Genomic DNA, 21,729 nt, shown 5'->3' on the forward strand with positions numbered 1-21,729 from the left:
GGATTAATAATGAATAACCCACTGGAAACATTTGAATCAATAAGAGATTTTTATATTTCGTACCTTGAAACGGCCTTCCGTATTGGTTCATCAGACATACAGACTGAACGGCGAGCGTTACTGGAACAGCAAGGGACATTATGCGCCGATCTATTTCTTGAGCCGATGTCCCGATATCAGAACTATGGCTTAACTATCAGTGAATTACGAAATGATGCTCATGGTCAGACATGGTTGCCAGGGTTTAATGCGCAACAAAGGGCGGCATTCATCGACCTCTGTTTAGGTGGACTTCTGCCACGCAATAAAACGGATTCAACTAAGGGACGTTTTAATCTTTATACCCATCAACTGGACATGCTGAAAAGAGGGGTACAGCCAGGGAAACCGGGCATTGTCACCTCCGGGACCGGTTCCGGTAAAACCGAATCATTTTTACTGCCGGTCCTAGCACAGATCGCAAAAGAAGCTACCGGCTGGCCGCAAAGCCCGGCGTTGAAGCGCTGGCAACCGTGGTGGCATAAGGTAGCGGATAAACAGCCCAGCTTCATGCGCGAGCATGAAGCCGCTGCTCGTCCGAAAGCGGTACGCGCGCTGATCCTCTACCCGATGAATGCCTTGGTAGAAGATCAACTGGTACGTATGCGACGAGCGCTGGATTCCAGCGAAGCTCATGATGTCATGGATACGCATTTCGGCGGCAACCGGATCTTCTTTGGTCGTTATACCAGCGCAACTAAAGTAACTGGCTGGCTTAAACATCCCCGACTCAGTGAAGAAAAAAATGAGAAAAAGCGCGTAGCTAAAAAAATCACTGAGCTGCGTGAATATATGCAATTAACGGAAGAGACCCATCAGGAGGCGGTACGACAAGCGCAGCAGGACAAGGATAACGAATTATCGTTTAATTTCCCCCGAACCGCTGGCGGAGAGGTTCTCAGCCGCTGGGAAATGCAAAAGACACCGCCCGATATTCTGATCACCAACACCAGCATGCTCTCAACGATGCTAGTTCGCGAGGTGGACGATACTATTTTTGAGCAAACCAGACAGTGGATTGAGCGCGATCCTGATGCCTATTTTTATCTTATTCTTGACGAACTTCATCTACAGCGAGGGACCGCCGGTACTGAAGTTAGCTACTTGCTTAAACATTTGATCAATCGGCTAGGGCTGGATCAGGAAAAACACCGACACAAATTGCGTATTCTGGCCTCCAGCGCCTCTTTACCCGTTGAAGGGCCTGAAGGTGATCAAAGCGTCGAATATTTATGGGGGATGTTTGGTCAGCGGGGATTACCTTCAGGCGCCTCTTCCAGCGACTGGAGAGAATGTATTATCAAAGGTGACACCCTTCCCCCGGGCAATATGTCTCTTTTCCAGTGGGATCTGGAGGCGTTTTGTCACGCAGTGCTTAAGTTACAGCAAGCACCACTTACCTCATTACAACATTGGCAGAATGTCGCCCGCAGCATGGGAATGACAGCCAGTGAAGCCTCTACAGAACAACTGGCGCAACGTGTCGTCTTACAGGCAGCCAACCTGCTTGAAAGTGGCTGCTATACGGACGATCATTCTCCGAGGGCCACATCAATTAAAATGCTTAGTTCACGCATATTTAGCACTCAACCCAATAGTGAAAAAGCGCTCCGGGCATTAATCTGGTTACGCTCGACTGAGGGAGACTGGCCGCAATGGTTTTCACATGCCTTTCCTGAAGATATCGGTGCGCCGCGTTTCCGCGCGCATGCTTTTTTGCGTGCACTAGAAGGGTTATATGCCGCGCCAATTTCCGTCCCCAGCGCTGCATCTGCGCAAGAAATCAATCACCGCTATTTTGGCGATCTTACCATAGAGTCCGGCTTACGTTACGGCAAAGATAAAAAATCGCGACGTGTCGAATTACTTTATTGTGAATGCTGCGGCAATCTCTTCTTGGGCGGTAAACCTTCAGTCTTTTCTGGTGCAGAAAATCGAATTGAACTTTTACCCAACGACCCGGATACGGAACAACTGCCCGAACACGCAAAATCAGTCATGGTAGAACGCCGATCTGCTGAAGAATACGCGTTATTTATGCCTGTCGTCGAACGTTTCTGGCCGAAAGGAAATGAGGAGCTTAAAAGCGACAATGACAATACTTTCGGTACATGGGTAAAAGCCAGTTACGATCCCTATACCGCCACCATTAAGCATCCTGTTCCGTTATTAAAACAGTTGTCAGAAAACTATATTGCGGGCTGGTTCTATGATGTCAAACCCGGTGAATTTTCTACCCCGGAAAGAGGCCAGTCATCCAGCCAGTCACCGGGAACGGCACTACCTTTTCAGTGTCCGGCATGTGGTACATCCTACAAATACGGCAAAGGTAAGCTTTCCCCAATCCGTAGCTTTCGCGTCGGTTTTTCGAAAACGACACAGCTACTGACCAGCTCGCTAATGGCGGAACTACAGCGATCGGGTAACCGTGAGCAACTTGTAACGTTTTCAGATAGTCGTCAAGATGCCGCAAGGGCGGCGCTCGATCTGGAATCGGGTCATCATGACGACGTCAGACGAGAAATTGTTGTACATTCGCTACAGTCCATTGCGGCTGATAAACCGTCCCATAACCAACTAAAAATACGCCAGGCAGAGATAGAGAACCGGAACAAAACACTGATTAACCTCAACGTAAGGTCGGATGAGGAAGAGGATGAATTGGATCATCTTGCTGATGAACGAAAGAAAATCAGAGGGTTATTATCAAAGCCTGAAGCTGACAGCATACCTCTGCGTGAAATCCTCGAACCTGAATCACCGGATGCAGGTCAACCGCTTGGCCTGCTGTTAAGGGCGCAGGTAGATGCAGGTATTCACCCTTCCGATCGTACTGGCATCGCGCCTGTTCCCGATCCTGAAAAACATGAAGAAGGCACGCTAACCTTTGCATGGCAACAACTCTTTGAAAAGAACGCGCAAGGGGCGTGGTGCTGGAAGGCGCTTCCATCCTATGAAGACAACCTGCTTGTGGCACGAAAGGAGATTTCACGCGATCTGAAACGGCTGGTGGGGGAAAGCGTATTCAGTAAAACCTACTTCGCGCTTGAAGAGTCCGGTTGGGGTTATCCCTGCCTTCCAATTATCGGAAACGACTCACGTGAACATCTCGCGATTTATGACGCAATGTTTCGTGTGTTGGCTGACGCGTACCGGGTTACCCCTTCACAATATACAAAGCCAGAAACCCCATGGAGTTCAGCGCGCGATGTCAATCGTAGAAACCGCCTGTACCGCTTTACGCAGGAGATATGCCAGCGTTTAGGAGGCGAGCCTTTATCTTTAATTGATAATTTTCTCCGGCGACTTGAGCTGGCGGGTCATCAGGGCGGTATTATTGATATTGGCAAAATGCACTTTCGCCTGGCGGAACCTACCGATCGCGTCTGGCGCTGCTCCCGTTGTGGGCGTATACACATGCACACCGGCGCGGGAATCTGTACTCGCTGCTACTCTCCTTTACCAGAAACGCCGTGCAGCGAGGCAAAAACGCTCCAGATGCAACATTATCTTGGCAAACGCCTCTCACATTCTTCTGGTATTCACCGGATGCGCTCAGAGGAACTGACTGGAATGACCGAAAACTCGGCGGCAAGGCTACGCCGGTTTAAAGGTATTCTGATTGCCGACGACGATGATATTTTACCGGAGGGAATGAAAGATTTTGCGCCCGATCGAGACCTTGACCGGGCAGCTCGCGTGGTCGATGTGCTTTCCGTAACTACAACCATGGAAGTGGGAGTGGATATCGGTGATTTACGCGCGGTCTTTCAGGCTAACATGCCTCCACAACGCTTTAATTATCAACAGCGTGTGGGACGTGCCGGACGACGCGGACAGGCGTTTTCATTCGTATTAACCGCGTGTCGCAGCAAGAGTCACGATCTGTTTTACTTCCGCTATCCGGAAAAAATTACCGGCGATCTCCCTCCGCCACCGTTTTTGACCACAAAGCTGGAGATGATCTGCCAGAGACTGGTACGAAAAATCTGGCTGGTGTCGGCATTCAAATGGTTAAGGCAGAAAACGGAAAAAGCAGATCACCCATGGCCGGTTGACGACTACGCATACACCCCTGATAACCACGGTGAGTTTTTCCCGGTACACTGGCTGAAAGAAAACCAGGCAGAATGGCTGCCAAAAATCCGGCGGGCCATCGAAGCAACCATCCTGGCACGCGATGAATTTGCCCGGACTTGCACGCAGCAAGACCACCATTTATTCCAGAAAATTATTCAGCCTTTGACGCCGGAACAACTGATTCAGGATATTAACGCCGTACTGAACGACAGTGCAATGGAGGCGAAAGGTCTGGCAGAAGCGCTGGCGGAACACGGTAAATTTCCAATGTATGGCATGCCGTCCCGATCACGCCTGTTGCTGACAAGGCCCGTCAGCACAGGCGAAAAAGAAATCGAATTTGCCAGCATGGATCGCGATCTGGATATTGCGATACAGGAATTTGCCCCCGGAAAAATTCTGGTTCAGGACAAACGACGCTACTTTACGGCAGGTTATAGTGGAATGCTTAAGCAGAGCAGAAAAAATCCACGATCATTTTATTCAAATGCCTGCGAACCAGGTGAACTCAGAACAATGACCGCCTGTCCGGTGTGCAACGTCTGGGCTCCTGCAAACACACTGGCTACAGAATGTACTATCTGCGGCGCCGTTATGGATAACGCGGAACGCTATCAATGCTATGTTCCTTATGGATTTATCACTACGCTGGAACCAAAATCGGCCAAAGAGGATTTTGATCAGATCCTGACTACGGCCAGTCGTGTATCAATTGCAGAAGCCTACACTTTTTCTGCAATGCCAGAGCCTGACGTTAATGTGGCGATACAGCTTCAACCGCAGACATGTCTGCACCGCCTGAATCGGGGAATTTATACCGATAAAACATGGCGTGGTTTCAGTGCAACACAGGGAAGCTTATCGGTCCCTTTTATAAAACAAGGGACTTACCAGCCGCTTTGGGCGAACCGGGTTTGGATGGATAGTCAAATCATTGAGACCGATCCGTTAGTTAAAAACCGTTTTACCGATCAGGGGGAAAACCGAAACACATTTTATCTTGCCGCGCCTAAAGTGACTGATCTACTGGCGCTAAGGGTTGCCCAAACCCCGCCGAGTCTCCGACTACAGTATCCCACGCTAACCCCGGCATTCAGGGCTGCTGCGCTCTCGGCGTCTTTTATCATTGTTAACTATGCATCAAAAGAGCTGCTGGATATTGATCCTGAAGAAATCGAAATTCTGGAACCCCGCGTTCAAATGCTAAAAAACGGTAAGTCTGTACCGGTTCTGCAAATGGCCGATCGTCTGGTTAATGGGTCAGGGTTATGTGAACGGCTACAGCAGAAGGGATCATCCGGTTCTCTCATTATCCTTGAGATCATGAAGAAGATTTTAAATAACAAAACGGCCTACCCACTAGCTGAGTTTCTGCAACCCGATCATCGCGAACGCTGCTTTCAGGGGTGTTATCACTGTCTGCACAGGTACGGAAACCAGCCGTATCACGGATTGCTGGACTGGCGTCTAGGTCTGGATGTTATTCAACTTCTTCTGGATCAAACCTATAACGCCGGGCTGAACGGTGATTTTACCTCTCCGGGTGTGGCTGACTGGCCGGTAAATGCCCTACGATTAGCCAAAGAGGCCGCTTCGCTATACAGCGACAGTGACGTAAAAGTGATGGGGAATATACCCTTGATACGCATCGGGGCCGGGCGATGGGCCGCCGTATTACATCCATTTTGGGATCCCGATGCTGCATTTGCTGCAAACCCGGAACTTGAGGCATTTTCATATGAGATGGACGTAGACACTACGAATACTTTTGCATTGTCACGGCGCATGGGGACTGAAATGGCAAAATTACGGACTCATGCGTCCTCATCTCAGGAGTGATAATGCAATGAATGAAATGGCACTATCGCGTACTCGTCCGGTGCTTCCTTCTCTGTTGGGGAGCTTCGTCGTTTGTCCGGCGAAATACCTGCTGGAAAGTGAAGCTCATTCTTACGCACGTTTACCGCTGCATCCGGGAGTGATTCTGGGGCAGGTAATACATCAACGCGTCAATTCAGTGAAACACCGGGAGGCTGCTCCCGAGAATTATACCCTCAGGCAATTGGAAAATGATTTTAAGGCCGCGTTGACAGCCAATCGACGCGCCGGGCCGGTGGTTAACTGGATATATGATCGTCACGGCGTTGCAGGGCTGGTGTCGCGCCAAATGCTTGTTACCCAGATCCGCTACGTCAGATCGCTTCAGCCGCCTGTTTTCATAAAAGGGGTTCCTGCACACGAAAAAACATTACCCGTTGGCCGGGAGGTAATGTTGGTCAGCGGTGATTTCGACATGCATGGGCGAGCCGACTTCATATATCAGGAGCGGCCCGATCGGTTAAACATAGTTGATTTGAAAACCGGAAAGGTAACAGACGAACAAAACCAGCCGAAAGAAGCAAGCCTGTTGCAGGTTGCGGCCTATGGCATAATGGTAAAAGAGCAGGTACCTGATATGGATATTGGGTTAGTTTTGACGGGGAGCCGTGATAGCTGGGAAGGGACACTAAATGCAGACCTGATTGAACGGGTCACTATGATTATCAAAAATATTAATCGACTTTTGCCACGGAATATCCCACTTTCAGTATATGAACTGGCTTGTCCTGGCATGCACTGCTCCCATTGTTCCTGCCGTTGCTCGTGCCCGGCCTGGATAGAAAAGCTACGCAGGCAGATGCAACCGTCTCATTCTGATCATCAGCATGGCGGAATCGATATCAGCGGTCAGTTACTTGACGTGCAAAGTGACGATCATCTTCTTACGCTGAAGATCCTGCTACCTAATAGCTCAGTTGTTAAGGTCTTTCGCGTGCCTTCCAGCACCATCCCAGAACTAACGGAAATAACAGGAAAAAAAATCGCACTATACGGATTAAACACCTTCAGCGAGACATCAACAGAGTATTTTCCCCGCAACTTCTACGTCATCAATATGCAGGATACAAGAAGATCGGCGTTTCAGTTTCACTGGCAGAGTGAAGGAGAGAATTAGACCTGGGGAAAACGCTTACCTTAAACAAAGCTCGATGATCTTACCCGTCATATATTGACGCTCAGCCAGCGGTAATTACTCATGACAAAACCAGCATCGACCAGCAAAATGGCCCATAAGCAGTACACACCCTAATTCCTCGATGAAGCCCTGAAACTGGCTGAGCGTATTGGTATCGCTGCCTCTGCCCATGAGCTGCTTTTTTTTGATTGATACTTAATTTCTGCATATGGCACGGGCACGTAGCGCACATATAGAGTCAATTAAAAGACATTACTGACATCGCGGTGTGTTATTCAACGGGGAGCAGGTCACAATAGCATCAGGCCGATAGCCCATTTCGTTTAAGCGGGTACTTCCTGTGGTTCGGGTTGCATGTAGGCTATATGTGCGTTCCAGCTTTTAAGTAGCTGGCGCAGAGAGTGCGTTGTCATTAGACCTGGCGGATTATCCCTGCCCGGAAAAGGGCTGTCGATGCCCGGTTAATCCCTGTAGTGTTCTGAGCATGTTGACAGCTTGATAGGGAAGGCGAATAACATGTTCTCTGCGGGCTTTCATTCGCGCTGCTGGAATGGTCCACAGGGCGTTATCAAGATCGAATTCTGTCCATTCTGCTTCGGTGGCTTCTGCAGGACGCGCCAATGTCCACCACATAAGCCACATGCAATAGTTGACCTGATACGAGCAACGACTATTGTCAAAACAGCTTAATAACTTTCCGATTTGCTTAGGATTCAGTGCTTGTTTGTGCTGTGTATTATTCGCCGGAATCGCCTTATGCACCGGCCAGACAGGATCGCTATCTGCTCTAAGCGTCGCCACCGCCAGCTCAAAAACGGATGAAAAGGTGCGGCGGGCTTCAGTGGCACCGGTCGGAGCGCCGCGCTTAGCCGTTTCCTGAAGAATTTTCAGAATGTGATGTGGGGTGATCTCTCTGACTGGGAGCTTACCGATTGCAGGGAAAACCACACGTTCAAGCATATCCAGTCGCCGCGTTTTGGTGATTTCGGCCCAGTCTTTCATCTGCAACCACTCTTTGGCGATCAGCTCAAAGTTATTAGAAGCGTCATTGACCTTGCGGATCTTATCTCACTAACGAGCCTGTGTCGGGCTAACGCCATCTGCGACTGTTTTCGCGCTTGCTCGTATTTCTCGCGAGCTTCGGCGAGCTTTATCGCCAGATACTCACCCAACGCAAACATGCTTGATTTACCCTGAGTTTAAACCGATAGCATTATGCCTTTTTGCCATTGGGTTTCACTTCGAGGTAGAGACCGTTGAAATCATTAAGTCGATAGAGTTTTTCTTTCGGCCTGGCAGTGCGACATTGCGTATTGGTGAGCGTAACGGGGCCTAGTTTATTTATTACACCGTTTCTGTATTCACTTAAAAAGGAAAATGGAAGAATGTTGTACTCATCCATCTACTCATTTTTGACTGCGCTTCTACGAAATCATTTGAGACGTTATGAAATGAAAAAATCCACGCAACTGCGTGGATTTAATCAGTTTTTGTGAAGCTCATGAGATTCAATGAAACCTCATGAGACAACACATTTTATTTAGACGTTAAACAAGAAGTTCATCACGTCGCCATCTTTAACGATGTATTCTTTACCTTCTGAACGCATTTTTCCGGCTTCTTTCGCGCCTTGCTCGCCCTTATAGGCAATAAAGTCTTCAAACGCGATAGTTTGTGCACGGATAAAGCCCTTCTCGAAGTCGGTATGGATTTTACCGGCGGCCTGTGGCGCGGTGGCACCGACAGGGATAGTCCATGCGCGAACTTCTTTCACGCCAGCGGTGAAATAGGTTTGCAGGTTTAGCAGGGAGTAACCGGCGCGGATCACGCGGTTCAGGCCTGGCTCTTCAATGCCCAACTCGGCCATAAACTCATCACGATCTTCATCTTCCAGCTCGGCGATGTCGGACTCAACGGCGGCGCAGACGGGCACCACAACAGAACCTTCTTTGGCCGCGATTTCGCGCACTTTATCCAGGTAGGGGTTGTTCTCAAAACCGTCTTCGTTGACGTTGGCGATGTACATGGTGGGCTTCAGCGTCAGGAAACTCAGGTAGCGCAGGGCGGCCTTGTCTTCTTCCGTTAGATCCAGCGCGCGCAGCATGCCCGCATTTTCTAAATGCGGCAGGCATTTTTCCAGTGCGGCCTGTTCAGCTTTAGCGTCTTTATCGCCGCCTTTGGCTTTCTTCTGTACACGCTGCAGAGCACGTTCACAGGTGTCCAGATCCGCCAGCGCCAGCTCGGTGTTGATGGTTTCAATATCATCAGCCGGATCGACTTTGTTATTCACGTGAATGATATTGTCGTTCTCGAAGCAGCGCACCACGTGACCAATCGCTTCGGTCTCACGGATGTTGGTCAGGAACTGGTTGCCCAGGCCTTCACCTTTGGAGGCGCCTTTCACCAGGCCGGCGATATCAACGAATTCCATGGTGGTGGGCACTACGCGCTGCGGCTTAACGATCTCAGACAGCTGATCCAGACGCAGGTCTGGCATAGGGACGACGCCAGTATTGGGTTCAATCGTGCAGAAGGGGAAGTTAGCCGCTTCAATACCCGCTTTAGTCAGCGCGTTAAAAAGAGTGGATTTACCGACATTTGGCAGGCCCACGATACCGCATTTGAATCCCATGGTTTAGTACCCTTTATAGCTGTATGGGCAGAGCCATTAGCAGGCTCCGCCGGAAACGTAAGATAATTTTCGCGCATTATACACAGATTCGCGACAATCTGGGCGATTAGACAGGCTTAAAGGCATGCAGGCGGTTCATCGCCTTGATGCGGTCTTCCTTTAGCCACAGTTCGGTGCAGCGCGCCGCCTCATCAATGGCATCATCAATCAGTTTTTGCTCGCTGGCTGGGGGCTTGCCTAAAACAAAGCCGGTGACCTTATTGCGATCGCCGGGATGGCCGATGCCAATCCGCAGGCGGTGAAAGTTATTGTTGTTGCCGAGCTTGCTGATAATGTCTTTCAGGCCGTTATGCCCGCCATGTCCGCCGCCTTGTTTAAATTTGGCGATGCCAGGGGGAAGGTCCAGTTCATCATGGGCCACCAGGATCTCTTCCGGCGCGATGCGATAGAAGGTCGCCATGGCTGCCACGGCTTTGCCGCTGAGGTTCATAAACGTGGTCGGCACCAGCAAGCGCACGTCTTCACCGGCTAAAGCCAGTCGTGCCGTATAGCCATAAAATTTGGCTTCTTCTTTCAACGACTGATTGTGACGCTCAGCCAGCAAGTCCAGATACCAGGCACCCGCATTGTGGCGCGTGGCGGCATATTCCGCGCCGGGATTCGCCAGGCCCACAATCAGTTTTATGCTGCTCACAAAGAATATCCTGCTGTAATAACTCAAGGGCGATAGTTTACTGTGCCGCGACGCGGATCACAAAGACCGCGCAGGGGAAATTATTAGTGTCAGTGATTAATTATTTTTCATCTAAATCAATAAACTGGAATAACGTATTGGTCACAAATCATCTGGCCTTTATGTGAGTTAGTGCACAAATTAGCCTGAGGGCATTGCCTACACTACTATCAGTTTAACATTGTGTGCGCTCATCCGACCGCGCATAAAGGAGGTGAAAGATGAAACGTCATCACTCACGCATGGCAGGTAATGCCTTGATGGGAATTGGACTCGTGACCATGCTTCTCGGCATCGGTTTTTCGATTATCAACCAGCTGCCTTCGCTTGATTTACCACAGATGCTGGCTCAGGGCGCGATGTTCGGCATTTTCTTTGGCGCACTGTTATGGCTGGTAGGCGCCTGTATTAGCGGTCGTGAAAAAGTAGAAGATCGCTATTACTGGGTGCGCCATTATGGCGATAAACGCTGTCGCCGCACCCATCATTCGTCACATTAGATTTTCTGACATAACCAGGTAAGGTTCTGTCCGATTTCTGCCCTTGGCTTTGGCGCGATAGAGTGCTTTATCCGCCAGAGCCATCAGTTGACCAAAATCTATTTCGCCGTTATCTGCAGTCGCAAAACCGATACTGACTGAATAGGCGATCTGGCCGGGACGCGAATGCTGAACGGTCTGGCGTACCTGTTCGCACCACACTCGGGCTTGCTCAAAGCGGAGCGGCAGCAGTGCTGCAAACTCCTCACCGCCCAGTCTTGCAAAGCGGCCATCCTGTGGCAGCGTTCCCGAGACCCTGTTACAAAAATCAATTAACACCCGATCCCCTTGCTGGTGCCCGTAGCGGTCATTGATCCCTTTAAAATGATCAAGGTCGAATAACACGACCGTCAGCGCTCTGTTTTGCTTCAGGCAAAACCGGATCATAGCGTCCGCCCCGGAAAACAGTGCACGACGATTCCAGATATTGGTTAGCGGGTCATGAAGCGAGGCGTCCTTAAGTGCATTACGGGTGCGTTCATTCACCATAGCTAATATGGTGACGGTGAAGCCAATCACGAAAAGCATGGATTCCAGAATCACGTAGATCGAAAAGTCAGAACCGCTGATCGCCCCCTGTATGCCAACAGGACGGGTGTTATCCAGAAATAACCGGGCGACGTGAAAAAGCAGGTGAGTCCAGAGCAATAATTGTGCGGGCCAAAAGGTGGTATTCATATCACGGCGTGCCAGCCAGAGCAGATAAATGAGTGCGGCGGTATAGGCGATGCAAAGCAGGCAGAGCACCAAAACACGCAGTGATAAGCTGTAATAAAAGGTCGGAAACAGGCAGAGCAGAGACCACAGTGCCGCCCCTGCTAAGCCGGTCATGCCTGGGGATTTACCACAGAATGTGCGAAAAGCGCTAAATAACCCCCCGTAGGCCAGCATCACTAATACGTTGCTTACGGCCACCGGCAAGAACTGGTCGCCCCTGCTGCGCAAACTGCTGAGAAAAAAGGCAACAAGCGTGAGCACGATGGCGACACAGACATAGCCCAAAATGCGGTCATAGTGAGATCCGACCCAGGCAAAGATCATAATCAGGCTCATAAACCCCAGTACGTAGAGTTCGCAAATAAATAACGTAAAGACGTCGAGGTTCATAGTGGGCGGCGATCGCAATAAAAAGTGCGGGCAAATTACCACTCAACTCAAAAAGGCAAAAGGCCAGATAACATAATTTCAGCGAAAGAGTTTTTCGTAGTGATCGTGACAATAACTGAGGTCACTCATAATGAAAATTTCTGAAAACCAAGCAGCTTTGTCGGAGGGAATAAACAGGAGACAAAAGAAAAGGCCGGGCATAATGCCCGGCCTGCGAAGATTAATGTTCGAACATTGCCGAAATGGACTCTTCGTTACTGATGCGGCGAATCGCTTCGGCCAGCATACCTGACAGCGTCAGGGTACGGACGTTTGGCAGCGACTTCATCTCTTCTGATAACGGAATGGTGTCACAGACGATAACCTGATCGATAACAGATTTACGCAGGTTTTCCACCGCATTGCCAGAGAAGATAGGGTGCGTAGCGTAAGCGAACACGCGCTTGGCACCGCGCTCTTTTAACGCTTCTGCGGCTTTGCACAGTGTGCCGCCGGTGTCGATCATGTCGTCGACCAGCACACAGTCACGGCCCGCAACGTCACCAATGATATGCATGACCTGAGAAACGTTCGCACGTGGGCGACGTTTATCGATGATTGCCATATCGGTGTCGTTCAGCAGTTTGGCAATGGCACGAGCGCGCACTACGCCGCCAATGTCCGGAGACACAACAATCGGGTTTTCCAGACCGATTTGTAACATATCTTCCAGCAGAATCGGGCTGCCGAATACGTTATCAACCGGGACGTCAAAGAAGCCCTGGATCTGCTCGGCGTGCAGGTCAACCGTCAGAACACGGTCAACACCGACGCTGGAAAGGAAGTCAGCCACTACTTTAGCCGTAATAGGCACGCGGGCGGAGCGCACGCGGCGGTCCTGGCGGGCATAACCAAAGTAGGGGATAACAGCGGTAATACGACCAGCTGAAGCACGACGCAGCGCGTCGACCATCACGACCAGTTCCATCAAATTATCATTGGTTGGAGCACAGGTGGACTGGATGATGAAAATATCACCACCGCGTACATTTTCATTAATCTGTACGCTTACTTCGCCATCACTGAAACGGCCAACGGCGGCGTCTCCCAGGCTGGTGTAAAGGCGGTTGGCAATACGTTGTGCTAGTTCCGGGGTGGCGTTACCAGCAAAAAGCTTCATATCAGGCACGAGAAGAACCTCAGGCTTTGCGTCCAGAGAATGAACGTCATGACAGTAACCGGCGAATACTGTCGTGAACGTTCACACGGGTATGTGAGTGCGAAACGTGCTGTGTCTGGAACAGGGTGACACAGTCACGCTATCGCTAATCGCCTTGCAGAGTACGCTGTAACGGCGAGACGTTAAGGCCTCGAGCTACAAAACCGCGCACCCATGGTGGGGCAAGTTCCAGCACCTGGCGAGCAGCATGCTCGGTGTCAAATTCAGCAAACACACAAGCACCTGTCCCCGTCAGGCGCGACGGCGCGTATTCTAGCAGCCATGAAACAAGCTCATCAACCTCACGAAAACGTTTTCTTACTACTGATTCGCAATCGTTGACGAACGGAGCCTGTAAAAGTGCTGATAAACTGCGCACGGGCGTGTCACGGGTAAGCGCCGGATCGTTGAAGACCACCGGCGTGGCCACGCTGACGCCTGGATGGGCAACAAGATACCATTTTTCTGCAGGCGATGCTGGAGAAAGCACCTCACCGACGCCTTCGGCAAAGGCGGCATAGCCTTTAACAAAAACCGGGACGTCGGCACCCAGTTTTACGCCCAGCTCCGCCAGCGCCTCAGGGGAAAAGCCGGTCTGCCACAGGTGGTTTAGCGCAACCAGCACGGTTGCGGCATTCGACGAGCCGCCGCCCAGCCCGCCGCCCATGGGCAAACGCTTTTCAATGGCAATGCGCGCACCGGCCCTGGCAGGCAGGCTGCCGTTTTCACGCGCCGCCGACTTGAGGCTCTCTGCCGCCCGGACAATCAGGTTTTGCGCATCCGGCACGCCAGGCACCGGCGTTAACAGCCTGATCTCATCGCTCGTGTCGGGCGTGATTGTCAGGCTGTCGCCATAATCAAGAAACTGAAACAGGGTTTGCAGATTATGGTAACCATCAGGCCGACGACCGGTGATGTACAAAAACAGATTCAGTTTTGCCGGAGCAGGCCAGGTGGTCATCATTTCAGCGTCCAGTTATCCATACGTAATTTAATACGCTGATCGCCTTCTTTTAACTCCAGGCTGGCCGGAAGCGGTGGATTGACCTTGTTGTCATAGTCAGCAATGGTCACCTGCCAGGTCTGGCCGTCATGCTTGTAGGTCAGGCTGCTTAGCTGGAACTGATCGTTGAGCTGGTAATCGGTCGCATCGCCCGGCAGGCCCATCATCCACTGGCGCAGGTTGGTCAGCGGGATATCCATGCCGGTCAGCTGCGAAATCATCTTCTGCGCATCGTTGCTGACATAACGTTTGCCCTTGTTGTCCACAATCTGCACCACTGAACCCTGAGCATCCAGCTGAAGCTCGGTGCTGCCTAACGGGTTGGTTAACAGCAGGCGATAGCGGTCGGCCGCGGTCTGCTGCCAGTTAAAGCGGGCATAGACTTTTTGTTTATCCGACAGATAGGCGAACGCGCCGCGCGTCTGATACTGGGTAACGTGGCTGACGGCTTGCTGATGCTGTTGCCACTGTGGCGCGGTGACGCTTGGGCCAGGACCTTGTGGTTTATTGATGCTACAGGCAGCCAGCAGAACACTGGCAAGGGGTAAAAGGCGCAACAGGTTGCGTGTAGAAGTCAGCATCAAGTGGTCATCTCCTCGGACACATTTTTAATTGATAACAGGTAACGCTAACCATCCGCGTTTTAACCGTCAATGCTCTTATACGGCAAAAACGCTATGATCGGCTTAATCTTATTACAGTCATAGCCTTTGTATGGCTTTTCTTGATCTGCTGCATCTTGTAGAATGCGCTTCACAAAACCCTGACATTTATTGGGATAACCCAACCTAAAACGCTATGACGCTGCTCGCACTCGGAATCAATCACAAAACTGCACCCATTGCTCTGCGCGAACGCGTTGCGTTCGGGCCGGAGTCGCTGGAGCAGGCCTTAAACAGCCTGTTATCCCAGCCTATGGTGCAGAGCGGCGTCGTGCTCTCTACCTGTAACCGAACCGAGCTGTACCTCAGTGTAGAGCAACAGGTCGATCTTCAGGAACGTCTGGTGCGCTGGCTGTGTGAATACCATCAGCTTGATGAAGCGGACGTGCGCAACAGCCTCTACTGGCATCAGGATAATGAGGCGGTCAGCCACCTGATGCGCGTAGCCAGCGGGCTGGACTCGCTGGTGTTGGGTGAACCCCAGATTCTGGGGCAGGTCAAAAAAGCCTTTGCCGACTCTCAGCGTGGTCATGCGCTGAGCAGCGAGCTGGAACGCATGTTCCAGAAAACCTTCTCGGTGGCCAAACGCGTTCGTACCGAAACCGATATTGGCGCCAATGCTGTCTCCGTGGCCTTTGCCGCCTGTACGCTGGCTCGTCAAATCTTCGAGTCGCTGTCCACGGTGAACGTGCTGCTGGTGGGCGCGGGCGAAACCATCGAACTGGTGGCCCGTCATCTCAGCGAGCATCAGGTGAAAAAGCTGATCATTGCGAACCGTACCCGTGAACGTGCGGAACTGCTGGCTAACGAAGTCGGTGCGGAAGTGATTAGCCTGGCCGATATTGATTCCCGCCTGGCCGATGCCGACATCGTGATTACCTCCACCTCCAGCCCGCTGCCGATCATCGGTAAAGGCATGATGGAGCGCGCGTTAAAAGCGCGTCGTAATCAGCCGATGCTGCTGGTGGATATTGCGGTTCCTCGCGATGTGGAGCCGGAAGTGGGCAAATTAGCCAACGCCTATCTTTACAGCGTTGACGATCTGCAGGCCATCATTGAGCAAAACCTTGCCCAGCGCAAAGCCGCTGCGGTGCAGGCCGAAAGCATTGTGGTGCAGGAATGCAGTGATTTTATGGCCTGGCTGCGTTCGCAAGGCGCGGTTAACTCCATTCGTGAGTACCGCTCGCAGGCAGACGATATTCGCGCTGAGCTGGAAGGCCGTGCGCTCCAGGCGCTGCAGCAGGGGGCAGATCCGCAGAAAGTCATGCAGGAACTGGCCCATAAGCTGACCAACCGTTTGATTCATGCTCCAACCAAATCTCTTCAGCAGGCCGCCCGCGACGGCGATAGCGAACGCCTGCAGATTTTACGCGACAGCCTGGGTCTCGATTAGGCACACTGCTGTCGTCATCTGTTACGGGAATCCCACAGTTAAATGAAAACCTCTATTGTTGCTAAACTGGAAGCGCTGCAGGAGCGCCACGAAGAAGTGGAAGCGATGCTGGGCGATGCCGGCGTGATTGCCGATCAGGACCGCTTTCGTGCTTTGTCGCGTGAATATGCTCAGTTGACCGATGTCACGCGCTGCTTCCGCGACTGGCAGCAGAACCAGGACGATATCGAAACCGCCAAAATGTTGCTCGACGATCCTGAGATGCGCGATATGGCGCAGGAAGAGCTTCTGGAAGCACGGGAAAAAAGTGAGTCCCTGGAGCAACAGCTGCAGCTGTTACTGCTGCCGAAAGATCCAGACGATGAGCGCGACTGCTTTGTGGAAGTGCGGGCCGGCACCGGCGGCGACGAAGCGGCAATTTTTGCCGGCGATCTGTTCCGGATGTACAGCCGTTACGCCGAGTCACGTCGCTGGCGCGTTGAAATCGTCAGCGCCAACGAGGGCGAACATGGCGGCTACAAAGAAGTGATCGCCCGCGTGATGGGTGAAGGCGCCTACGGCCGCTTTAAATTCGAATCAGGCGGCCATCGCGTTCAGCGTGTGCCAGAAACCGAATCCCAGGGACGCATCCACACTTCCGCCTGTACGGTGGCGGTGATGCCGGAACTGCCGGAGGCCGAGCTGCCGGAAATCAACCCGTCTGATTTGAAAATTGATACGTTCCGCTCCTCAGGGGCCGGTGGTCAGCACGTCAACACCACCGACTCTGCGATTCGTATTACCCACCTGCCAACCGGTATTGTGGTGGAGTGCCAGGACGAACGTTCTCAGCACAAAAACAAAGCCAAAGCCCTGTCCGTACTGGGCGCGCGTATCCATGCGGCCGAAATGGCAAAACGCCACGAAGCTGAGGCCAGTACGCGCCGCAACCTGCTGGGCAGCGGCGACCGTTCTGACCGTATTCGGACCTATAACTTCCCGCAGGGCCGCGTCACCGACCATCGTATCAACCTGACGATCTACCGTCTGGATGAAACCATGGAAGGCAAGCTGGACAGTCTGATTGAACCTATTGTGCAGGAATATCAGGCTGACCAACTGGCCGCGCTGGCCGGTCAGGATTGATGGATATCCGTCACTGGCTTAAACAGGCGGTCGCCACCTTGTGTGGGGGCGACAGTCCGAAACGAGACGCAGAGATTTTGCTGGGGTTTGTGACCGGCAAATCCCGCAGCTGGCTGGTGGCGTTTGATGAAACTCTCCTGACGGAAGCGCAGCTGCAACAGTTAGACGTGCTGCTGGCGCGTCGCGCCCGGGGCGAACCTGTTGCGCATCTGATCGGCGAGCGGGAGTTCTGGTCGCTGCCGCTGCAGGTGAACGACGCGACGCTGATCCCCCGTCCTGACACCGAAATACTGGTGGAGCAGGCGCTGGCGCATCTGCCTGAGTCACCCGCACGCGTCCTGGATATGGGCACCGGAAGCGGGGCGATAGCCCTGGCGATTGCCAGCGAACGTCCGGATTGCGACGTCATCGGTGTCGATCGCATTCCTGCCGCGGTCGCGCTGGCTCAGCGCAACGCCGCGCATCTGGCCATACCTAACGCCACCTTCATACAAAGCCACTGGTTTGCGCAGATTGCGCCAGCCAGATTCGACCTGATTGTCAGTAATCCGCCCTATATCGACGCGAACGATCGCCACCTTAACGAGGGCGATGTGCGTTTTGAGCCACGCAGTGCGCTGGTGGCGGAAGAGGCGGGCCTGGCGGATTTACGGCTGCTGATCGAGCAGGCGATAAACTGGTTACAGCCAGGCGGCTGGCTGCTGCTGGAGCATGGCTGGCAGCAGGACGAAGCCGTGCGCCACTTGATGCAGCAGCATCATTACCTGTCGGTGGCGACGGCGAATGATTATGGTGGTAACCCCCGGGTCACGTTTGGGCAGGCAGCCCCGCACCCGGCCTGAGCGCGCTATTGAAGAATACTCAAGAACAACATGGATGAACGATGTTTGCTTACTATCCGCTAATCAAGAATCTGCACCTGCTGACCGTGGCAGTAACTATTTTGCTGTTTTTGCTGCGATTTTACTGGCAGCGCACAGGCTCTGCGATGCTGCAACGCCGCTGGGTACGCATCCTGCCTCATGTCAATGACACGCTGTTGCTGCTGAGCGGTGCATCGCTGGTGATGATCACCCATTTCTATCCGTTTTCGCCTCAGGGAAGCTGGCTGACTGAGAAGCTGTTAGGCGTTATTATCTATATTGCCCTTGGGTCGGTTGCGTTAAGCCGCCGCCCACGTTCTGACCGCACCCGCTGGATCGCCTTTATCGTGGCATTGATTGCGCTGGTGACGATCATTAAGCTGGCACTGAGTAAAATGCCGTTACTGGGGATAGTATGAGCTCCACCGAACAACTCGATTACAGTGAGACACCGCTGTGTGAGGCAGTGATTGGTGCCACGATGGCCATCCGCACTGATTTCCCGGCGTTGTCGGTTGAAGAACAGTTAGCTGCGTTAGTGGCTGAAGCCCGTGACTACGTCAGTCATGAACAGGATGCCGATTTAAAGCTCGAAAAGCTGCTGGAGCTGTTTTACAAGCAGTGGAAATTTGGCGGTGCCAGCGGCGTCTATAACCTGTCAGATGCGCTCTGGCTGGATAAAGTGTTGAAAACCCGTCAGGGCACGGCGGTGTCGCTGGGCGTGATCCTGCTGCATATCGCGGCTGAACTGGAATTACCCCTGATGCCGGTGATTTTCCCGACGCAGCTGATTCTGCGTGCCGACTGGCTCGACGGCGACAAGTGGCTGATTAATCCCTTTAACGGGGAAACCCTGGACACGCACACGCTGGAAGTGTGGCTGAAGGGCAATATCAGTCCGCTGGCGCGTCTGTATGATGACGATCTGGACGAAGCCAAAACCGAGAGCGTCATGCGCAAGATGCTGGATACGCTGAAAGCGGCCCTGATGGAAGAGAAGCAGATGGAGCTGGCCCTGAACGTCAGTCAGGTACTTCTGCGAATTGATCCGGACGATCCCTATGAAATTCGCGATCGTGGTTTAATTTACGCTCAGCTTGAGTGCGAACATATCGCGTTAAATGACTTAACCTACTTCGTTGAACAGTGTCCTGAAGACCCGGTCAGCGAGATGATCAAAGTTCAGATTCACGCAATCGAACAAAAACGCGTGACGCTGCATTAAGCGTCACCCCAGATAAGGAAAGGGCATGACACAGAAAGTCGTCAGTATCGGTGATATCAAGGTCGCAAACGATCTGCCATTTGTTCTCTTCGGCGGCATGAACGTGCTGGAATCTTACGATCTCGCCATGCGCATCTGCGAGCACTATGTAAAAGTGACCGACAAACTCGGCATTCCTTACGTGTTCAAAGCGTCTTTTGACAAAGCCAACCGTTCCTCAATTCACTCTTACCGTGGTCCCGGCCTGGAAGAAGGCATGAAGATTTTTCAGGCGCTGAAGCAGGCGTTTGGCGTGAAAATCATTACCGACGTTCACGAAGCATCCCAGGCCCAGCCGGTTGCCGACGTCGTGGATGTGATTCAGCTGCCGGCTTTCCTGGCGCGTCAGACCGATCTGGTCGAAGCGATGGCAAAAACCGGCGCAGTGATTAACGTCAAGAAGCCGCAGTTTGTCAGCCCCGGCCAGATGGGCAATATCGTGGATAAGTTTGCCGAAGGCGGAAATGACAAAGTCATTCTCTGCGATCGCGGCAGTAACTTCGGCTACGATAACCTGGTTGTGGATATGCTGGGTTTCAACGTGATGAAGAAGGTGACCAATAACTCTCCGGTCATTTTCGACGTGACGCACGCGCTGCAAACCCGCGATCCTTTTGGTGCCGCCTCGGGCGGGCGCCGTGCTCAGGTGGCAGAGCTGGCCCGTGCCGGTATGGCCGTGGGCATTGCGGGTCTGTTTATCGAAGCGCATCCGGAACCCAACAGTGCTAAGTGCGATGGCCCGTCGGCGTTGCCACTGGACAAGCTGGAGCCTTTCCTGGTGCAGATGAAAGCGATTGATGATTTGGTCAAAAGCTTCCCGGCGCTGGATACCAGCAACTAAGCCAGCGGCTGCCGATAAGAAAAAAGAGCGAATAGTCGCTCTTTTTTTTTGTCTTGGATCAGCGGATTACAGCATTATCGTCATCAGGTAACCAATAAACAGTGCCAGATGGGCCGCGCCATTCAGTACGTTGGTCCTGCCGGTTGAGAAGCTGATCTGGCACAGAATCAGTGACGCAATCATAATCACCATCTGCGGCGGCTCCAGGCCAAAGATCAGTTCCTGTCCGGTCAGGGTGGCGATGATGGAGACGGCGGGCACCGTCAGTGAAATGGTCGCCAGCACCGAGCCAAAGAACAGGTTCATGGCGCGCTGAACCTGATTCATCAATACAGCCCTTATCGCGCCCAGCCCTTCCGGCGAAAGAATCAATAAGGCTACCAGGAAACCGGTGAACTGCTTAGGTGCGTTCATCTCGCTCAGCAAATGCTCCAGCGGGTTGGCATTCATCTTGGTTACGGCAATGACCGCAATCAGATGGATAATCAGCCAGATAGCGTGCCAGACGCTGCTGTGGGCAGAAGGCTTACCGTGATGGGGATCGCCATCATCGCTTTCATCTTCGTGCTCGTAGATAAACAGGCTCTGGTGCGTTTTAGTCTGAATCAACAAGAAAACGCCATACATTGCGGCAGAAATCGCAGCGATCAGCAGCGCCTGCGCCGTAGTGAAGTTTCCACCCGGCAGAGCATTCGGAAACACCAGAACCAGAATCGCCAACGGGAAAATGGCAATCAGATACTGTTTTACCCCAGCCAGATTCACATACTGAGTGGCAAATTTATTTCCACCCAGCAACAGCGCGAAGCCCACCAGACCGCCGGTCACAATCATGATGATGGAATAAAGCGTATCGCGCATCAGCGCCGGTGCCGCATCGCCGGTGGCCATCAGCGCCGAAATCAGGCTGACCTCGAGGATCACCACAGAAAGACTGAGAATCAGCGAGCCATAGGGTTCACCCAGACGGTGAGCCAGAACGTCCGCATGGCGCACGACGCTGAAGGCGCTGCTGAGGATCGCCAACAGCGCCAGTAAGTTAATACCGACCACAACAGGCAGTGAGGTTTGTGCGCTAAAAAAATAGAGTATGCCCAGGGCAATAAGGGGAAGTATTAGTGAAAACTCTTTGTGACGTGTTTTTTCATGTGAAGGCATTCACCATCCTCTCTGCTGAATAAAAGGGGTAATTCATTTACCCATCATTACATTGAAACTTATAGGTTACGCAGTT

At 52.3% G+C, this 21,729-nt stretch carries 16 protein-coding genes and 2 pseudogenes; 10 read left to right on the forward strand and 8 right to left on the reverse strand.

Annotated features, from left to right (window positions below):
• The first annotated feature begins 9 nt into the window (after nt 1-9).
• From QLG08_RS21220 to QLG08_RS22730, 3 genes and pseudogenes are all read left to right on the forward strand, one after another.
• Entirely contained in the window at nt 10-5,958 is a 5,949-nt protein-coding gene (locus QLG08_RS21220) for a DEAD/DEAH box helicase (RefSeq protein WP_282473165.1), read from the forward strand.
• A gap of 7 nt (nt 5,959-5,965) precedes the next feature.
• Entirely contained in the window at nt 5,966-7,114 is a 1,149-nt protein-coding gene (locus tag QLG08_RS21225; protein WP_282473166.1) for a PD-(D/E)XK nuclease family protein, read from the forward strand.
• 81 nt (nt 7,115-7,195) lie between these two features.
• Nucleotides 7,196-7,324: pseudogene (locus tag QLG08_RS22730) on the forward strand (IS3 family transposase); the annotation flags it as partial.
• Nucleotides 7,325-7,429: 105 nt separating this feature from the next.
• On the opposite strand, the pseudogene QLG08_RS21230 reads toward QLG08_RS22730, so the two are convergent.
• The 3 genes and pseudogenes from QLG08_RS21230 to pth all read right to left on the reverse strand — a co-directional run.
• Nucleotides 7,430-8,480, reverse strand: a pseudogene (locus QLG08_RS21230) (integrase arm-type DNA-binding domain-containing protein); the annotation flags it as partial.
• A gap of 195 nt (nt 8,481-8,675) precedes the next feature.
• Nucleotides 8,676-9,767 carry a redox-regulated ATPase YchF gene (gene ychF / locus QLG08_RS21235; RefSeq protein ID WP_013025517.1) on the reverse strand — a complete coding sequence of 364 codons (1,092 nt, stop codon included), beginning with the start codon at nt 9,765-9,767 and terminating at the stop codon, nt 8,676-8,678.
• A 106-nt stretch (nt 9,768-9,873) separates the two neighbouring features.
• Nucleotides 9,874-10,461 carry an aminoacyl-tRNA hydrolase gene (gene pth, locus QLG08_RS21240; protein ID WP_014606001.1) on the reverse strand — a complete coding sequence of 196 codons (588 nt, stop codon included), beginning with the start codon at nt 10,459-10,461 and terminating at the stop codon, nt 9,874-9,876.
• 260 nt (nt 10,462-10,721) lie between these two features.
• On the opposite strand from pth, the gene ychH reads away from it, so the two are divergent.
• Nucleotides 10,722-11,000 carry a stress-induced protein YchH gene (gene ychH / locus QLG08_RS21245; RefSeq protein ID WP_013025519.1) on the forward strand — a complete coding sequence of 93 codons (279 nt, stop codon included), beginning with the start codon at nt 10,722-10,724 and terminating at the stop codon, nt 10,998-11,000.
• Here ychH and QLG08_RS21250 read toward each other — a convergent pair.
• From QLG08_RS21250 to lolB, 4 genes are all read right to left on the reverse strand, one after another.
• Nucleotides 10,992-12,146: a GGDEF domain-containing protein gene (locus QLG08_RS21250; RefSeq protein ID WP_029569919.1), complete on the reverse strand. Its 1,155-nt coding sequence runs from the start codon at nt 12,144-12,146 to the stop codon at nt 10,992-10,994. The two genes, ychH and QLG08_RS21250, sit on opposite strands and share 9 nt — an antisense overlap.
• A gap of 220 nt (nt 12,147-12,366) precedes the next feature.
• A complete protein-coding gene (gene prs, locus QLG08_RS21255) occupies nt 12,367-13,314 on the reverse strand; it encodes a ribose-phosphate diphosphokinase (RefSeq protein ID WP_006118899.1) in 948 nt (315 codons plus the stop codon).
• A gap of 136 nt (nt 13,315-13,450) precedes the next feature.
• Nucleotides 13,451-14,308, reverse strand: a complete 858-nt coding sequence (gene ispE / locus QLG08_RS21260; RefSeq protein ID WP_013025521.1) for a 4-(cytidine 5'-diphospho)-2-C-methyl-D-erythritol kinase — start codon at nt 14,306-14,308, stop codon at nt 13,451-13,453.
• Entirely contained in the window at nt 14,305-14,928 is a 624-nt protein-coding gene (gene lolB, locus QLG08_RS21265) for a lipoprotein insertase outer membrane protein LolB (protein ID WP_019105342.1), read from the reverse strand. Before lolB ends, ispE begins: the two co-directional genes overlap by 4 nt.
• Before the next feature lie 217 nt (nt 14,929-15,145).
• Between lolB and hemA the strand changes: the two genes are divergently transcribed.
• From hemA to kdsA, 6 genes are read left to right on the forward strand one after another with little or no spacing between them, the layout of a single operon-like run.
• Entirely contained in the window at nt 15,146-16,402 is a 1,257-nt protein-coding gene (gene hemA, locus QLG08_RS21270; protein WP_014605998.1) for a glutamyl-tRNA reductase, read from the forward strand.
• 42 nt (nt 16,403-16,444) lie between these two features.
• A complete protein-coding gene (prfA, locus tag QLG08_RS21275; protein ID WP_013025524.1) occupies nt 16,445-17,527 on the forward strand; it encodes a peptide chain release factor 1 in 1,083 nt (360 codons plus the stop codon).
• The gene (prmC, locus tag QLG08_RS21280) at nt 17,527-18,369 is read left to right on the forward strand and encodes a peptide chain release factor N(5)-glutamine methyltransferase (RefSeq protein WP_105083108.1); all 843 of its coding nucleotides are present in this window, start codon (nt 17,527-17,529) and stop codon (nt 18,367-18,369) included. The genes prfA and prmC overlap by 1 nt, the downstream gene beginning before the upstream one ends.
• 41 nt (nt 18,370-18,410) lie before the next feature.
• Nucleotides 18,411-18,809, forward strand: coding sequence for a SirB2 family protein (locus QLG08_RS21285; protein WP_013025526.1), 399 nt, complete (start codon nt 18,411-18,413; stop codon nt 18,807-18,809).
• Nucleotides 18,806-19,615, forward strand: coding sequence for an invasion regulator SirB1 (gene sirB1, locus QLG08_RS21290; RefSeq protein ID WP_014593560.1), 810 nt, complete (start codon nt 18,806-18,808; stop codon nt 19,613-19,615). Before QLG08_RS21285 ends, sirB1 begins: the two co-directional genes overlap by 4 nt.
• Nucleotides 19,616-19,640: 25 nt before the next feature.
• Entirely contained in the window at nt 19,641-20,495 is an 855-nt protein-coding gene (gene kdsA, locus QLG08_RS21295) for a 3-deoxy-8-phosphooctulonate synthase (RefSeq protein ID WP_013025528.1), read from the forward strand.
• A 66-nt stretch (nt 20,496-20,561) separates the two neighbouring features.
• Here kdsA and chaA read toward each other — a convergent pair whose 3' ends face one another.
• Nucleotides 20,562-21,653, reverse strand: coding sequence for a sodium-potassium/proton antiporter ChaA (gene chaA, locus QLG08_RS21300; protein WP_013025529.1), 1,092 nt, complete (start codon nt 21,651-21,653; stop codon nt 20,562-20,564).
• Nucleotides 21,654-21,729: the final 76 nt, after the last annotated feature.

This window comes from Pantoea sp. V106_11 (assembly GCF_029967885.1).
Lineage (GTDB): Bacteria > Pseudomonadota > Gammaproteobacteria > Enterobacterales > Enterobacteriaceae > Pantoea > Pantoea ananatis.

Excerpts from the sequence above, each read along its gene's own strand:
- lolB (WP_019105342.1), bottom strand. The coding sequence starts at position 14,928 with ATGCTGACTTCTACACGCAACCTGTTGCGCCTTTTACCCCTTGCCAGT.
- hemA (WP_014605998.1), top strand. The coding sequence starts at position 15,146 with ATGACGCTGCTCGCACTCGGAATCAATCACAAAACTGCACCCATTGCT.
- prfA (WP_013025524.1), top strand. The coding sequence starts at position 16,445 with ATGAAAACCTCTATTGTTGCTAAACTGGAAGCGCTGCAGGAGCGCCAC.
- ispE (WP_013025521.1), bottom strand. The coding sequence starts at position 14,308 with ATGATGACCACCTGGCCTGCTCCGGCAAAACTGAATCTGTTTTTGTAC.
- QLG08_RS21285 (WP_013025526.1), top strand. The coding sequence starts at position 18,411 with ATGTTTGCTTACTATCCGCTAATCAAGAATCTGCACCTGCTGACCGTG.
- ychF (WP_013025517.1), bottom strand. The coding sequence starts at position 9,767 with ATGGGATTCAAATGCGGTATCGTGGGCCTGCCAAATGTCGGTAAATCC.
- kdsA (WP_013025528.1), top strand. The coding sequence starts at position 19,641 with ATGACACAGAAAGTCGTCAGTATCGGTGATATCAAGGTCGCAAACGAT.
- prmC (WP_105083108.1), top strand. The coding sequence starts at position 17,527 with ATGGATATCCGTCACTGGCTTAAACAGGCGGTCGCCACCTTGTGTGGG.
- QLG08_RS21250 (WP_029569919.1), bottom strand. The coding sequence starts at position 12,146 with ATGAACCTCGACGTCTTTACGTTATTTATTTGCGAACTCTACGTACTG.
- QLG08_RS21225 (WP_282473166.1), top strand. The coding sequence starts at position 5,966 with ATGAATGAAATGGCACTATCGCGTACTCGTCCGGTGCTTCCTTCTCTG.
- chaA (WP_013025529.1), bottom strand. The coding sequence starts at position 21,653 with ATGCCTTCACATGAAAAAACACGTCACAAAGAGTTTTCACTAATACTT.
- QLG08_RS21220 (WP_282473165.1), top strand. The coding sequence starts at position 10 with ATGAATAACCCACTGGAAACATTTGAATCAATAAGAGATTTTTATATT.
- sirB1 (WP_014593560.1), top strand. The coding sequence starts at position 18,806 with ATGAGCTCCACCGAACAACTCGATTACAGTGAGACACCGCTGTGTGAG.
- ychH (WP_013025519.1), top strand. The coding sequence starts at position 10,722 with ATGAAACGTCATCACTCACGCATGGCAGGTAATGCCTTGATGGGAATT.